Source organism: Treponema socranskii subsp. buccale, assembly GCF_024181585.1.
Taxonomy (GTDB): domain Bacteria; phylum Spirochaetota; class Spirochaetia; order Treponematales; family Treponemataceae; genus Treponema_D; species Treponema_D buccale.
In genome coordinates this window covers 808782-823587 of the sequence record NZ_CP054258.1, presented here as the reverse complement: position 1 = coordinate 823587, position 14806 = coordinate 808782, and the positions used below count along the sequence as shown (strand labels likewise).

The window sequence follows — 14806 nt, the reverse complement described above, 5'->3', positions numbered from 1 at the left end:
TTGCGAAAATATAATGTATCGCATCCATTCAATTTTTATCAAAACAATACGTATACCTATCTTCCGCAAACATCCGCGCAAACTCGAGATAAAAAGCGACGGCGCTATTTCAGACGGGGCTTTTTATCATACCTCCGTAAAATTTTTTTTATTAGTTAGCATAAACTAATATTAATTATCTAATGCTAACTCAAAAGCGGAGGTTTGTCAACCTTTTTTATCAAATTTTTTATTTTTTATTTAAAATGAGTTTTACCGCTTCGCTCACCGTAATGCCCGCAGACGTCTCCCTCGTCGAAAGATTTTTGAGATCGAACGTACCGTCTTTTTCGTAAGTTTTTCCGACAAAGATTCCCCACGGGATTTTTTTCGCATCGGTGAGCGCATACTGCTGAATGATTTTTTTCGCGTCGGGAAACACTTCGACGGCAAGACCTTGTGCGCGCAAAGATGCGGCGGCTTTTTGATAGAGGAGCGCATCCTTTGCATCGAGGCAGAAAATTTCCGCGTCGACGTAGCTTGCGCGGCTTGACGTGATGCCGAGTTCGGACATGGCCGCAATGAGGCGGTCGAGTCCTATCGAAGTCCCTACTCCGGGGAGCTTTTCTTTCATATACAAGCCTGCAAGGTTATCGTAGCGGCCGCCCGAACACACGGAGCCGATCTCGGGCAAATCGTTCAAAAACGTTTCGTAGACGACGCCCGTATAATAATCGAGGCCGCGCGTAATGCTCGGATCGAGAGTATAATTTTTTTCGATGCCGGCCGCCTCGAGCATTTCGTATATATCGCGCATGCGCTCGCTGTCGCTATCTTTTCCGCCTGCCATCGCTTCGATTTTTTTTAATGTCGCACTGAAGTCCCCCGCCCCCTCGGTGTAGGAAAGGATTTCCGCCGCCCGATCTTTGCTTCCGGTAATTTCCGAAAGCTCTTTTTCAGTTTCGTCCCGGCCGATCTTCGCAAGCTTGTCGACCGTGCGCAAAATATCGTCGCTTTTTTCATTTACGCCGAGCTTTGTCAAAAAGCGGTTGAAAATGCCGCGATGATTGACGCGCACGGTGATCCCCGAAACTCCTATCGCGGCAAAGGCTTTTTGTATGACAAGCAGTATTTCGAAATCGCTTGCCGTGCTGTCACTCCCGACCGTATCGACGTCGCACTGAACGAATTCGCGGTAGCGGCCCGCCTGCGGTTTTTCGCCGCGCCACACTTTTGCGATGTGATAACGCTTAAACGGAAAATACAGTTCGCTTTTGTGTTCCGCCGTAAAGCGCGCAAACGGAACGGTTAAATCGAAACGCATCGCGACATCGCGCCCGCCGTTGTCTTCAAAGCGGAACACTTGTTTTTCCGTTTCGCCGTTACTTTTGCGAAGCAGTATCTCGGTATATTCGAGCACCGGCGTGTCGATCGGCACGAACCCGAACGATCGATACACCGCAGTTATTTTTTCAATTAAATCCGCGCGCGCGATTTCCGAAGCGGGCAAAAAATCGCGGAAACCTTTGAGCACGCGCGGTTGAATGATCGATTCCATAGCGCTATACTAACTGAAACGGGGGAAAATTACAATGATGCTCTGTTTCGATATCGGCAACACGAACTGCAAAACCGCACTCTTCGACGGAGAAAAACTCGTCCACGTGTGGCGGATCAGCTCCGACGTAAAACGCACCGGCGACGAATACTTTTCGACGATACGGACGCTTATCCGCGACGCTTCCGTCTCCCTTTCCGACATCGATTCGGCAGTCATAAGTTCCGTCGTACCGAATTTAACCGGCCCCTTCGTAAACGTCACGCAGCACATCATCGGCAAAAAGCCGCTCATCATCGGACCCGACATGTACGCCTCTCTCCCCGTAAAAATTCCCGAAAGCGCCGTCCATGAAATCGGAACCGACCTCTTGTGCGATGCGCTCGAAGCGTGGGAGCGCAACAAGTGCGCGTGCATCGTTTCGGATTTCGGCACCGCGCTTTCTTTCGTCGTCGTCGACGCAAACGCGAATATCGCCGGAGTGGCGATAGCGCCGGGCATCGGCACCGCGTTCAAATCGCTTTTTACGAATACCGCGCAGCTTCCGGCGGTACCCCTCGAAATTCCTGCGACGAGTCTCGGCACGAATACGACGGTCGCGATTCAGTCGGGCATCATGCTCGGCTACAAAAGCCTTACCGAAGGTCTCATCGAGAGGATGAAGCGCGATTTGGAAAAATCGACGGGTATCAGGCAAGCCGACATAAAAACTATCGCAACGGGCGGCCTCAACAGCATGATAAAACCGATCACCGACGTGTTCGACGAAGCGGACAAAGAGCTTACGCTCTCAGGCATCCGCCGCGCCGCACTGTACGCAGGACTCTGACGTAAAAACGGGCGGCATACATTAATAACGCGCCGATAAGTCATTACAATGCAAAGACTTAATTTTAAACTCGAGGAGCTGTCGAAAAAGTAAGCGACTTTTGAGACAGCTCCGTTCTATCGCCGTTTTCCGATTGCGCCGATCCGAGAAGGCGGCCAAAAGCGGAAGAGCGTCGTGCCGAGTATGTATTTTTTTCCGACATACTGCGGACTCATATTCGATTCGTAAGTTACAGAGTAGGCGTCGAGTTTTGTAAGCGGGGTGAGCGTCTTCGTATACGAATGGCGCATATCGGCGGAATTGAAGCGGTTGTCTCCCATCATAAAATAAGAGCCCTCGGGAATATACTGAGGCCGTCCGTTTTTGTTTTCGGGAAAGACCGGCATATTGCGCTGATCGAGGAGCATCACGTACAGGTTGAGCATTTCAGCCCTTTCCATAAGCGAGCGGATTTCACCGTCGCTTCTGCGCGCATCGGAGGAAGAGGCCGCTTTTATCAATTCGGCATTCCGCACGACGAGGTTTCCGACGCATTCCTTTATCATGATATTGAGCCTGTAATTCGCATCGCTGTAGATATCGCCTCCTGCATAGCTTCCCGCCTCCGGCTTCGACGCGATCCAATCGGTCATAAAGGACGAAAACCACGCAGTCCCTCCGTCCGCGCTCATGAGACGCTGCGTGAGGGCATCGAAATTGACAAAGAGATTGTATTCGTGCATCGAAGAGGCATCCATCGTAAAGGTTCCGCTGCGATCGGGAACTGCACGTCTGAAGCGTTCGACGAGAGCGCGGCACGAACGAGATGCCGCATCGATATCGTATTCGCGCCGCCTTTTTTCACACTCGATCATGAGATCGTATTCGCTTTGCGAAAGCGGAAATTCCCGTATGCCGCGCTTCGCTTTTGGGGCAACGTCGTTTAAATTCCACGCGGCAAAACGCGCATCTTTTTCGACCGGTTTGAAATCGCTCCCGTCTTTTGTGCGCGCATAGAGGACTCCGTCCTGCATCACCAGCTGCTCTCCCGGCACGCCCGCAACGCGCTTTACGAGCGGATCGGGTTTCGGTCTGCCGTTTTCATCTTTGTTGAGATTTACCGCCATAAAGGTGAGGAGGTAGACGAGCTGACTCGTAACGGTTTTCACTTCCGATTTTCTGTCCATGCTGTAATGCGGATTTCGAAACACGACGATGTCTCCCCGCTCGTAGGTTTTAAGCGACGGAACGCCGACGTCGGAGAGCGGAAACTTCGGACCGCTCGCCGTTTTAAAAACGACGACACGATCGCCGACGAGAAATTCCGGCACCATCGATTCCGACGGAATCATATACAACTGCACGATAAAAATTTGAATGAGCAAAACCATAAAGATAGCCTGCACGAGCGCGTCCGCCCAATCGAGGGCTTCAAAAGCGGCACGCGCAAAACCGCGCGGTTTTACGGAAGGATTTTTTTCGCGGTATTTTTTCCACTCGGGAGACAGAGCATATACGCGCTTTTCGTTCAGAAAATACAGCGCCGCGAGCGACGAAACGAAGACGATGCACCACAGAGAGACCGTCGCTATATCGTACCAAAACGGCGTTCCGTTTTTGCCCGCCCTTCGAAGCACAAAGGACGCGAGGAGCACGTACGGGAGATACTGCATCATTTTCCGCACGACGGGGATAGCGGAAGCATCTCCCCGCTTGAGCCGTATCGATTTATAAAAGACGATCGCCGTAAACGCGAACGAAATCGGAAAAGCTAAAATCGATATGTCGGCGGAAAGGGGTATGCAAAAAAACGCAAAGAAAAAAGAAGATGCAATAGAGATGAATAGCAAAATAAACAATGTTTCGGTTTTTGATTCTGTCATAACGCCAGTATAGCAAAAATACCGCCCTTGGTGTATACTGCGAACACTAAGATTGGAGCAAGGGCATCGGAAATGTGCACACGGAAAAGAAGTGTATAATTAAATAAAAAAAGGCGGAACGCGAGGCAGCGGAACTGCCGCCGAGCCGCTCAGACCGATGGCAAGCAAACTTTTTATTAAAAAGTTTGCGCAGTCCGATTCCGATCACGGTCTGCCGCGGCGAACGGCAGGGCTGCTGCCGGGAGTGCAGCCGATTTTTATGATACACGCTATTTTTCTAGAGGATATAGTTTCCGGTGTCCTTGCCCTAAGATTAAGGTAGGTAAGGTCATGCCGCGTTCGATTTTAAATACGGTTTCCGGTCTCGATATGGTTTCGGGCGATACGGAACTGTACGAAACGCTCGTCGATTCTTTTTTAGAAGAAAATGTAAACGACAAGGCGCATTTTGCGTCTCTTGCGGAAAACGCAGCACAAGACAAAGGCTTCGTTTCATTCGTGCACAAGACGAAGGGATCGGCCGGACAAATCGGATGCGAAGCGCTTTACGATGCCGCCCTCTCACTCGAAAACGTACTGCGCGGAAAAGAAGCGGGAAACGCGACGGCGCTGACACGGGTATTTTTTAAAATATACGATGAAACGATTTCCGCCCTTAGGCAATACCGTAAGCGGATTTAAAATTATTAAAAATCGCATCGGAGAACATTTGGATTTTTTCCTTTGCGCAGCTTTCCTCTCCGTATCGAAGAAAAAATGCCCTTTCATATACGCGAGCGATCGCACTCATTTTCGTTTCGGTCTCTCCCCGCATCGTCTGGTACGGCGCATCCGTTTCCATGAGGAGCCGCCCGGCATCGAGTTTTTGCACGCAGCCGATCGCACTCTTATCGCCGAAGGTGATCGGATTTCCGAAACTGAAATACGCGTTTACGCCGCGCTTTAAAAGAGAAGACGCGTCCTGTACGCTTCCCGTAAACGAATGAAACACGACGGCCGGAATTTTCGAAAGCGCTTTCGAGTCGCGGAACATTTTATCGAGCGCTTTGCGGCAGTGTACGACGAGCGGAACGCCGTACAGAGCTGCAAGTTCACACGAAATACGCCACGCCTCTTCCTGCCGCGCGATATCGGCTTTGAATTCCTTTGTAAATAAATCGAATCCCGCCTCCCCGATCGCACCGATGCGCCGCTCTTTGAGAAGCGTTTCCATAAAGCTTGCGTTTTCGACGAGCGGAAGCTGCGGGTGCATACCGAAGGCGCACATGACCTGCGTATTTTCGTTTTCGTTGAGCTTTGCCGAAAGCGTTTCCTGTTTTAAAAACTCGTCCCTGTCGTGAGCGCAGGAAACGCCGTAATAGGATATGGATTCAAGTCCGCGAAACGAATCTTCAAGCGAGTTTTCGGCGCAGCAGGCGAGATGAAAATGAGCATCCGTCAATACAGAAAACGCTAACATCCGCATTACATTGTACCGAAAATAAAAAAGCAATGCAAACATCGGGAGGTTGGAATTGAAAAGCTACACTTTAAAAAGCATCGGAAACTCATCGGACTATATGACGATTGTACGAGAAATGGAAGACGGATACGTCGTGCGCATCGTACGCGACAGAGACGGATACGACGAAGTGAAAACCGATTACATCGGCAAAGAACTCTTTGAAACCTGCATCCGCACGGGATACCTCGTCGAAATCGCGGAACCGGTAAAAATCGCCGTCAACGCGTAGCGCGGAAAATAAACGCGCCGTTTTTGCCTTCAAGCAAATTTCACGCGGTACGCATCGGGCAATGTAAACTCAACGCATAACAACGTACTCATCGACTAACGAAAGCGCGGCATGTACGCGCACATCAGTGTCGGAAACGCAGGGAAGCCAATGAATCGAGCTTCCCTGCATTTTCATTTTACGCTCCATGCCGCGAAACCACGTTTCCTGCCGCTTCGCAAATCTCCGTATAGCGACAACGAGTTTTTCGTACAGTTCGCCGCGGGAGGCGATTTTCCCCTGTAAATATTCGGCGACGAATCCGTACTCGAGACCGAGCGTTTCAAGCCGCTCCCACGATGCGCCGCTTTTGTGCAAATTTTCCACTTCTTCTATCATGCCCGAATCGAGGCGGGCTTTGAGACGCTTTGCAATGCGCTCACGCAGCTCTTCCCTCAAAAGCGTCGTACCGATAACAAGCGGACGGATGTCGGGACGGATCGTCATCGTCTTTCGCATGATGTCCGCTTCAGGGCACATCCGATACTCCGCTATCTCTATCGCGCGTATGCAGCGCGCTTTATCGCGGAGATATTCGCGCGTGTGGAAATCCGGTTTCAGCGAAAGCAAAAGACGGGAAAGCCCTTCGAGGGATTTCGCCTCAAGTTCCACTCTCCGCTTTTCGTTTTCAGGCACTTCGATCAAATCGTAATTTCTGATAATCGAGTCGAGGTACATACCGGTACCGCCGACGACGACGGGTAATTTTTTCCGACCGACGATATCCGGAAAGACGCGGTAAAAATCTTTTTGATATTGAAATACACTGTATTCGCTTTTGAGATCGGTTATGTCGATAAGGTGATAGGGAACGGGAATTCCGCCCGAAGCGTATTCGTCCAAGTCTTTTCCCGAACCGATGTCGAGACCCTTGTACACTTGCCGCGAATCCGCCGAAACGATTTCACCGTTTCGCTCCCGCGCGATCGCAACTCCTATCGCCGTTTTGCCGCAGGCGGTCGGGCCCAAAAGGATGACGCAGTTGCAGTTCTTTTCGCTTCCTTCCACTCACAGCACCCGCGCAATCGCGCACTTCAAATATTCCGAGCGCTCATAACCGAGAAGAATCGGATGATCCTCTCCCGCTCCCCGCTTTTCCAATATCTGTACACGGCGGCCGCTTGAGGCGGCTGCGTGCATGAGCATATCGTAAAACGTATTCGCGTCGAAAAATGCGGAACACGAACAGCTTATTAATATGCCGCCTTTTCCGAGCAGGCGCATCGCACGCAAATTGATTTCTTTATAACCGCCGTACGCCTTTTGAATGTTTTTCGCGCTCTTCGTAAAGGCCGGAGGATCGAGAACGATCACGTCGAAAGTTTCGCCCGATTCTTCATATTTTTTTAATAAATCGAAAACGTCGGCGAGCACGGGTTTGACTATATTCTCTTTTTTATTGAGTGCGATATTCTTTTCGATCATCGAAAGCGCGTCTTCCGAAATTTCCGCAGCGACTACTTCACGCGCACCGGCAAAAGCTGCCGCGAGCGCAAATGCTCCCGTATGCGAAAATGCGTCGAGCACACGCTTTCCGTGACAAAACGGCATAATCGCTTTACGGTTATCCTTTTGATCGAGAAAAAAACCGGTCTTTTGGCCTTTTGCGATATCGACATAAAAGAGGATGCCGTTTTCGTTTATCGTAATCACGTCGCCGCCGCTTCCGTATATCCAGCCCGTCCTTTCTTCGAGCCCTTCTTTTTCGCGGACGGCGGCATCGCTCCGCTCGTATATGCCCTGGGGATTGCACGTTTTAATAAGAGCTGCCGTAATTTCTTCGCGGAAAACTTCACACGCGAGCGCAAGGAACTGAACGACAAGATACACGGAACCCTCGACGGATGCAAATCGTTCGACGATGAGACCGGGAAGCAAATCGGCTTCGGCAAAAACGAGACGGTACGAATCGAGTTCTCCGTAACGGATGCGCCGCATATTCGCCGCATCGCGGATGCGCGCATCGATAAACGCTTTCGTATTTTCAAACACTTTGTCCGCATAAGCCGAAGAGAGCATGCGCACGCATATCTTCGATTTTCGGTTGATAATGCCCGTACCGATAAATCCGCCTGCAGCCGTAAACACTTCGCACGCGCTTCCGTCGGCACTTTCGCATTCGGAAAGCGGCGCATCTTTTCGGCCGCTCCCGTCGGATGCAAAGTATTTTACATGAGAGATTTCGTTGTCGAATACCCACGGAAAGCCCTGTACGACTTCCCTTTCTTCTTTCGGTTTTAAAAAGATACGAAGCGCATCATTCATAGCAAAAGCATACTAGTGCGAATGCCGAGTTTTGTAAATGACCCGATATACGCCTGCCAGGACTTACGCATAAGAATCTATATTCCAAGAAAATAACAGTTACCGTAAAAAATCGGCTGCACTCCCGGCAGCAGCCCTGCCGTTCGCCGCGGCAGACCGTGATTGGAATCGGACTGCGCAAAATTTCTTCGAAATTTTGCTTGCCATTCCTTATAGTACGGCATTGCAGAAAATGTCAATTTTCGAAAATGCCGTACTCGTGTGCGAAAGCGCACACGTATATACACAAGTTTGCCTCGCAAACTTGCAGTTAAACGGGACGCGCTATTTTAGCGTTCCGTTTAACCTCGGTCAGAGCGGCTCGGCGGCAGTTCCGCTGCCTCGCGTTCCGCCTTTTTTATTTTATATTTTTCTGTGTATATATTTTTCATGCATAATCCCTGATGCGCCTGCCGTCAATTCAAAAAATTTCCGCTCCCGTGAGGATGTGTCAGAGCCAAGGGCGCACTTCGTTTCGAAGATCGTCCGCGTTTGTAAAACGGAAGGTACGGATGCCGAGCGATGAAGAAGCCGCGCAGTTCGCTTCATTGTCGTCGGTAAAAAAGATATCCTCAGGTGCAACACCTTCTGCGAGCATGATGCGCTTCCAAAATTCGACGTCGGGCTTCGACGCGCCGATCATATTCGACGCATAGGTTTTATCGAAGAACGCATAATCGCTTCTCGCAAGGTGAATATCGTAATGGCTTTGAATCGTATTCGTTCCGCACACGACGCGGTATTTTTTTCGGAGCGCTTTGACGATATCGACCACGCCGTCGTCGAGTACCGGATTAAAAAAGAGACCGAGGTAGTCCATCGGTACGCGCACTCCCGTCCGCTTCTCAAACTCGCTCCAAAACTCCTCGGTCGTCAGTTCTCCGTTCGAAAGCATCGTCATGATATCGGCATCGCGTACATCGTTTTTTTTATTAATAATTTTTCCGCGAGCCGCCCTGTCGTATTTGCAGGCTTTATAGAATTCCCCTTCGCTCATGCCGACGGCTTTTGCGACGGCACCTTCAACCGCAACGTTGTGAGCGACGACGCCGCCCATGTCAAATATAAAAAGCTTCATGGATAACGAGTATAGCGTATTCGGGAAAAAGAAACAAATGCGCGGCAAAGATCGCTCGAAGAAAAGCACATTGCGCGCATCACGAGACAAAATTTTTTACGTGTATCACGCACATGCGAAAAACACATCGGAAACGGAAAAACTCGCGGATATACGTGTGCGCGCACGCGCACCAATGCGGCATTTTCGAAAATCGACATTTTCTGCAATGCCGCATTTATAGGAACGCGACTAAGTTCACGTCGCTTCGTCGAGCGCCGACGGATTTTCACGGGCGATCTGTACATACGAGTGAAGCGTCAAAACCGCTTCCCACGCGATGCAGATATCGAAATATCCCTGCGCGTGATCTTTTCTGTCGAAATAATCCCAATCGGTATGGTTGATCTGTTCGGGCTGCCAGCCCGCAAACTTCGCTCCTTTTCCGAGCGGCTCTTTTTCGGACGCGACGAGCGCAAGGCAGGCGCGCATCATACAAAGCGCCGCATCGCGATAAAACGGATCTCCGCACAATGCATGCAAGCGCAAAAAATCGCGGGCTATATACATGCCGTAAAAATCGAGATGATGATGCGCGACCGAAACGGACGTCATGCCGCGCGTTTTAAAATGCAGACGGTCAAGCGGCGTTCCCTTCGGAAAGCGGACGTCGTACTGCCACATCCACGTGTACGCGAAATTCGCCGCAGCTTTCGCGTCTTCCAAAAAAATCGTATCGCCGGTAAACGCGTAGAGGTCGAGACTTTCGCGGAGGAGAACGGCGGCGGACTCTTTGTCAAATGCGTCGGCGTCGAGCGTATCCCCGTAATAGTCGGCGTTTCGTATCATGCGGTGATAGTATTCGCCCGAAAGCGCGAGCGCGGTTTTGATTTCTTTTTGCAGTTCTTCGTCCGCATGCGGATAGAGCGCTGTCAAAAAAATAACGATGTACGCGCCGTTCGTTCCGCTGCCGTTGACGACTTTCCCGTCTTCGCGCCGCCATCTGCCGAAATTGCCCGAGTCCGCTTTTTCTTTATCGCGCACACAGTGCGAAAGATAAAAGCGGGCAACCCTCTTCGGAAGCTCTATAAATTCGTCGATGCGAGACCCGAGTTCGAGCAGCGCTTCATAGAGCTCGATGTACGCACTCATCGCTTCTCCGTTACAGCGGGCATTTATCAATTTCGCATAATCGGAATGCTCGGATACGCCGAGGTAGCCGCCCCACTCGTCCCTCGCGATGCTGTAATTGTCGCGGTAGATACCGCTTTTTTCGGGATGTTCCGCGCGTAAAAAATACCGCCCGATCGCTTCGGCAAGCCGAGCATTGCCGCTCTTTGCAAACACGACGGCGCCTTCGACGCTTTTTACGAGAAAGGACGCCGCAGTAAATTCGTATATAGACTGCAGATCGCCGTTACCTTTCCCCATGCGGATAAAAGCACTACCGTCGTCCGCCGCATCCGTAAGAAATTCGAGATGGGCGAGCTTACGGGAAAACCACTCGTCCCACACTGCGCGCGGCGAAGAGCGAGCGGAAACTGCAGACGGCACCGCACCGACGGCGGATTCGAAATCCGCGGAGCAGCGTTCGACCGCCGCACACGCAGAATCCGCATGCACCGGCGTCTTTTGTGTTTTCGAAAAAACGTTTTCACCGCAACAAAAATTATTAATTTTCTTTTGCGCCGAGACGAGCGATGAAAATTCCCGATAAACCGAAAAAAGCGTATTCGCGCAAAGTTCGCTCACCGATGTCGTAAAAACAAACTGTACTCTCCGTATGACAAGAGGCTTTTCGGGTGAACAGTCGTCGGCGCGGAAGTGCGTGTTTTTCGAAGCGTGAGGCACCGTACGCGTTTTGCCGCAGTAGGAAAACGGATATTCGGAAGGCGGAAGGCGCATTTCGATTACAACCCTGTTTTCCGCTTCATACGCGCACACGTGCGCCGTTTCGGAAGGATCGCTCGCAGGAGAAATGCAAAAGGCGGTAAAATCGCATCCGTCGCGTATCACGACGCAGCCCGGAAGAGGGGTACGATCTTCGCGAAATGCAAACGCCCGCTCTATGCCGCCTTTGGGAAAAGCGCCCCGCCCGCAGTTGTTTTTTCGGTACAGCACGGCTGGAATAAAAAGCTCGAGCTTTCCGGATTTTTTCGAAAAGGAAATACGGGAAGCAAGCTCATAGCTTCCGCTTTCCGTGATCGTCCATTCGGTTTCAACGGCGGCAAAGCGCGAATCCTGAAAAACGACGCGTATCTTTCCGCTGCAGCCGGCACTGCAGGAAATGCTCATCGCCGCGCCGAGCACCGAAAGGATTTCCGTTTTTTCCATACGGTGTTAACCCTTTATGCCCGTCATCACGAGACCCGCGACGATCTGTCTTCGAAAAAGCGCGTAAAATACAAACTGCGGAATCGAAGCGATGAGGGCGCCCGCCATGATCATCGCGTATTCGGTTCCGTGCGTTCCTTGAAAATTGGCAATGCCGACGGTGATCGTATACTTCGCCGATTCGCTTACGGCGATAAGCGGCCACAAAAAATCATTCCACGCGTTGATAAACGAAATGATGACCGTCGTTATCATCGCGGCTTTGCCGACCGGCAGCATCACCTGCATAAACGTCGTAAAGCGGCTCGCCCCGTCGATAAAGGCGGCTTCTTCGAGCGCATAGGGTATGCCTTCATAAAATTGTTTGATGATAAAGACGCCGATCGGAAGCGCAAGGCGCGGCAGCAAAACGGCGGCGAGCGTGTCGAGGATGCCGTATGCGTTGAACTGCATATACAGCGGTATGATGAGCACTTGAAACGGAATCATCATCGCAGCCATAACCGTCCAAAAGACGATGCGCCTTCCCTTAAAGCGTATGCGGGCAAGCGCGTATGCGATCGGCACGTCCAAAACCAGCGTACCCGCAGTGACGGAAAACGAAACGATAAACGAATTCAAAAGCCAGCGGAATATATCGGTCGATAAAAACGCTTTTTGATAATTGACAAGCGTCGGGCGCAGCGGAATTAACGTAATGATGTCGGACATAACGTCCTGTTCGGTTTTGAGCGACGTAACGACGAGCCAAAAAAGCGGAAAAAGCCACAGCGTCAAAAGCAGCACCGTCAAAAAAATTAAAATATATTTTTTCATTCTTCGCCTGCCGAAATCGCTTTATACTGAAACAGCGAAATTATTAAAATGATAAAAAACAATACGTAAGCCATCGCGGACGAATATCCCATTTTAAAATATTTGAATCCCGTTTCATAAATATACTGCACGAGTACGCGCGTCGAACCGTGCGGCCCGCCTCCGGTCATCACGTACACTTGTCCGAAAATATTGAACGACGCGATAATCTGAAGAATGAGACACAGAGCGGTCGTCGGACGGACGAGCGGCAGCGTTATATGAAACACCGTCTGCACATAGTTCGCCCCGTCGATTTTCACGGCATCGTATATCTCCGATGAAATCTGTTTGATGCCTGCGGAAAAGAGTATCATATTGAAGCCCGCAGTCCACCACACCGTCGTCGCGATTATCGAAGTCATCGCGTATTTCGTATCGGTAAGCCAGCCGACGGGTTCTCCGCCGAAAAGCTTGATGAATTGATTGACAATGCCGTAATTTTTTTGCAGCAGCCACGCCCACAGTGTGCCGATGACGGTGATCGAAAGGATGTACGGCAGAAAAAAAATATTTTCCGCAACATCTTTTAACGGAGAACGGGAAGTGACGAGGAGCGCCATAAAAAAGCCCGTTACCAGCAGGAGCGGCGTCGAAACGAGCACGAACACGAGCGTGTGACCGAGGCTCGAATAAAAAGTTGCGTCTTTAAAAAGTTTTACATAATTTCCGAACCCCGTCCACGTGCGAGTCGAAAGGATATCCCAATCGAAAAAGCCGATAAAAAGACCGAACAGCATCGGGAAGAGGAGAAAAAGTGCAAACACGATCATAAACGGAAGGCAAAACAAAATGCCGTCTTTCAAATCCGAATTTCCGGGAATCATAATTTTCCAAAAAAAATATTATTAATTAATAATTATCGCACGCAAAGGGCGGACGCGGCGGTGCTTTTAAAATCGCTGCCCGGCTGCTGTGCGAAACGGTCAAACCTATCAATCGGTTCAAGGGGCCGCGTCAAAAGTTTCTGCTTTTTCGACAGCCCCTTTACGCAACCTCAATAACTTGCGAGTATTTCGTTTACTTTCTTTTCCATGCCGGCGACGGCCTGCACGCCGTTTTGATTTTGCGCGACGGCAGCTTCAAGCATATCGGAAAGATTGTCGTAGATTTCCTGCCATGCGCCCGTGTTCGGAGCGGCGATAACCGATTCGGCCGCGGCGACGTATCCCGCGCGGTACGGCAGCGCTTTGAACTCGCGCTTTTCGCGGACGGAAAGCATCGTCGGGATATGTCCCGCCTTTGCCCACATTTCGCCGTGCTGCGTCATCCAGATAATAAATTTCGCGGCGGCTTCTACTTTTTTGGGATCCGTTTTTCTTTGTACCGGAATCGCAAGCGTATGAGAACCCGCCCATGCGCCGGCTTTTCCCATCAATGCGGGAAACGGCACTGCGGCAAAGTTCAACCCCGCCTGCTTTTCGAGCGCGCCGGTTGCCCACACGCCGTTGATATAGAACGCCGTTTTTCCGAGACGGAAATCCGTCATCGCCGAATCGTAATCGTATCCTTTCGGAGTGATGCCGTATCTGTTGACGGAATCGACGAGCCCCTGAACGACTTCCGCGCCGTCTTTGTTGTTGAACGCCGCTTTTTTGCAGTCGGCGGTAAGAACGCTTCCGCCTTTTTGTCCCATGCCCGACACGAATATGCGTGCAAGCGTATAGGCCTTATAAGTGGCGGTCGTGTTGTCCACGCCCAATCCCACGGCACCGGTTTTTTCCTGCACCGTCTTTGCAGCCCTCACAAGTTCGTCGTACGACTCGGGAACCTTTGCGATGCCCGCCTTTGCGAGCAGGTCTTTGTTGTAATACATGATGATCGGATGCACGTCGAGCGGAATCGAATAGAGCTTGCCGTTGAAGCGGCACGCGTTCAGCGGCGCGGGAACGAAATCGTTCATCGGAGCGTTGATCTTTTTCATCACATCGTCGAGCGCGTAGAGCGTACCGCTTTTGACGAAGGGCAGCATGCTGTCGCGGTGCACGACGACGATATCGGGTGCTTTTTTGCTTGCAAGCGCCGTCGTCAGCTTCGTATAATAATCGGTATACTTTGCGGGATCGCTTTTCAGCTGAATATCCTTGTGCGTGCGGTTGAATTCGGCGATCATCGCGTTGAAGAATTCTCCGTCACCTCCGGTAAACAGCGACCAAAACGTCAGCACGACGGGCTTTTCCGCGGCGTGCACGGACGGTACGCTGAACGCCGCAGCGACAGCGATACAAAAAACGGCACATAATTTTTTCATAAAAC

Annotated in this window: 13 protein-coding genes; 3 read left to right on the top strand and 10 right to left on the bottom strand. The window is 50.9% G+C overall.

The annotated features are described in order from the left end of the window. Window positions 1–229: 229 nt before the first annotated feature. A complete protein-coding gene (gene hisS / locus HRI97_RS03645) occupies window positions 230–1537 on the bottom strand; it encodes a histidine--tRNA ligase (RefSeq protein ID WP_253726644.1) in 1308 nt (435 codons plus the stop codon). A gap of 34 nt (window positions 1538–1571) precedes the next feature. On the opposite strand from hisS, the gene HRI97_RS03640 reads away from it, so the two are divergent. After that, complete coding sequence (locus HRI97_RS03640; RefSeq protein WP_180486692.1) at window positions 1572–2366, top strand: type III pantothenate kinase; 795 nt, start codon at window positions 1572–1574, stop codon at window positions 2364–2366. 116 nt (window positions 2367–2482) lie between these two features. On the opposite strand, the gene lepB is transcribed toward HRI97_RS03640, so the two are convergent. Beyond that, a complete protein-coding gene (lepB, locus tag HRI97_RS03635) occupies window positions 2483–4228 on the bottom strand; it encodes a signal peptidase I (RefSeq protein WP_253726642.1) in 1746 nt (581 codons plus the stop codon). A gap of 330 nt (window positions 4229–4558) precedes the next feature. On the opposite strand from lepB, the gene HRI97_RS03630 reads away from it, so the two are divergent. Continuing rightward, window positions 4559–4909, top strand: a complete 351-nt coding sequence (locus HRI97_RS03630) for an Hpt domain-containing protein (protein WP_253726640.1) — start codon at window positions 4559–4561, stop codon at window positions 4907–4909. Here the strand turns inward: HRI97_RS03630 and HRI97_RS03625 are convergent. After that, window positions 4884–5687 carry a TatD family hydrolase gene (locus HRI97_RS03625; protein WP_253726638.1) on the bottom strand — a complete coding sequence of 268 codons (804 nt, stop codon included), beginning with the start codon at window positions 5685–5687 and terminating at the stop codon, window positions 4884–4886. The two genes, HRI97_RS03630 and HRI97_RS03625, sit on opposite strands and share 26 nt — an antisense overlap. 55 nt (window positions 5688–5742) lie before the next feature. Here HRI97_RS03625 and HRI97_RS03620 point away from each other — a divergent pair, with 55 nt between their 5' ends. Beyond that, window positions 5743–5961, top strand: a complete 219-nt coding sequence (locus tag HRI97_RS03620; protein ID WP_180486696.1) for a hypothetical protein — start codon at window positions 5743–5745, stop codon at window positions 5959–5961. A 69-nt stretch (window positions 5962–6030) separates the two neighbouring features. On the opposite strand, the gene miaA is transcribed toward HRI97_RS03620, so the two are convergent. The 7 genes from miaA to HRI97_RS03585 all read right to left on the bottom strand — a co-directional run bounded on the left by miaA (window position 6031) and on the right by HRI97_RS03585 (window position 14801). Next, the gene (miaA, locus tag HRI97_RS03615; RefSeq protein WP_253726636.1) at window positions 6031–7008 is read right to left on the bottom strand and encodes a tRNA (adenosine(37)-N6)-dimethylallyltransferase MiaA; all 978 of its coding nucleotides are present in this window, start codon (window positions 7006–7008) and stop codon (window positions 6031–6033) included. Continuing rightward, a complete protein-coding gene (locus tag HRI97_RS03610; protein WP_253726634.1) occupies window positions 7009–8265 on the bottom strand; it encodes a class I SAM-dependent rRNA methyltransferase in 1257 nt (418 codons plus the stop codon). Window positions 8266–8755: 490 nt separating this feature from the next. Then, window positions 8756–9382, bottom strand: coding sequence for an HAD family hydrolase (locus tag HRI97_RS03605; RefSeq protein WP_253726632.1), 627 nt, complete (start codon window positions 9380–9382; stop codon window positions 8756–8758). Window positions 9383–9619: 237 nt separating this feature from the next. Next, window positions 9620–11695, bottom strand: coding sequence for a hypothetical protein (locus HRI97_RS03600; RefSeq protein WP_253726630.1), 2076 nt, complete (start codon window positions 11693–11695; stop codon window positions 9620–9622). Window positions 11696–11701: 6 nt separating this feature from the next. Continuing rightward, the gene (locus tag HRI97_RS03595; RefSeq protein WP_016520507.1) at window positions 11702–12511 is read right to left on the bottom strand and encodes a carbohydrate ABC transporter permease; all 810 of its coding nucleotides are present in this window, start codon (window positions 12509–12511) and stop codon (window positions 11702–11704) included. Continuing rightward, window positions 12508–13377 (bottom strand): carbohydrate ABC transporter permease, encoded by an 870-nt coding sequence (locus tag HRI97_RS03590; RefSeq protein WP_253726628.1) that lies wholly within the window; start codon window positions 13375–13377, stop codon window positions 12508–12510. The genes HRI97_RS03595 and HRI97_RS03590 overlap by 4 nt, the downstream gene beginning before the upstream one ends. A 170-nt stretch (window positions 13378–13547) precedes the next feature. Next, window positions 13548–14801, bottom strand: coding sequence for an ABC transporter substrate-binding protein (locus HRI97_RS03585; protein WP_253726626.1), 1254 nt, complete (start codon window positions 14799–14801; stop codon window positions 13548–13550). Between the last annotated feature and the right edge of the window lie 5 nt (window positions 14802–14806).

What these genes read in the sequence shown, in the direction of transcription:
- hisS (WP_253726644.1), bottom strand. Translation starts at nt 1,537, where the DNA reads ATGGAATCGATCATTCAACCGCGCGTGCTCAAAGGTTTCCGCGATTTT.
- HRI97_RS03640 (WP_180486692.1), top strand. Translation starts at nt 1,572, where the DNA reads ATGATGCTCTGTTTCGATATCGGCAACACGAACTGCAAAACCGCACTC.
- lepB (WP_253726642.1), bottom strand. Translation starts at nt 4,228, where the DNA reads ATGACAGAATCAAAAACCGAAACATTGTTTATTTTGCTATTCATCTCT.
- HRI97_RS03630 (WP_253726640.1), top strand. Translation starts at nt 4,559, where the DNA reads ATGCCGCGTTCGATTTTAAATACGGTTTCCGGTCTCGATATGGTTTCG.
- HRI97_RS03625 (WP_253726638.1), bottom strand. Translation starts at nt 5,687, where the DNA reads ATGTTAGCGTTTTCTGTATTGACGGATGCTCATTTTCATCTCGCCTGC.
- HRI97_RS03610 (WP_253726634.1), bottom strand. Translation starts at nt 8,265, where the DNA reads ATGAATGATGCGCTTCGTATCTTTTTAAAACCGAAAGAAGAAAGGGAA.
- HRI97_RS03605 (WP_253726632.1), bottom strand. Translation starts at nt 9,382, where the DNA reads ATGAAGCTTTTTATATTTGACATGGGCGGCGTCGTCGCTCACAACGTT.
- HRI97_RS03600 (WP_253726630.1), bottom strand. Translation starts at nt 11,695, where the DNA reads ATGGAAAAAACGGAAATCCTTTCGGTGCTCGGCGCGGCGATGAGCATT.
- HRI97_RS03595 (WP_016520507.1), bottom strand. Translation starts at nt 12,511, where the DNA reads ATGAAAAAATATATTTTAATTTTTTTGACGGTGCTGCTTTTGACGCTG.
- HRI97_RS03590 (WP_253726628.1), bottom strand. Translation starts at nt 13,377, where the DNA reads ATGATTCCCGGAAATTCGGATTTGAAAGACGGCATTTTGTTTTGCCTT.
- HRI97_RS03585 (WP_253726626.1), bottom strand. Translation starts at nt 14,801, where the DNA reads ATGAAAAAATTATGTGCCGTTTTTTGTATCGCTGTCGCTGCGGCGTTC.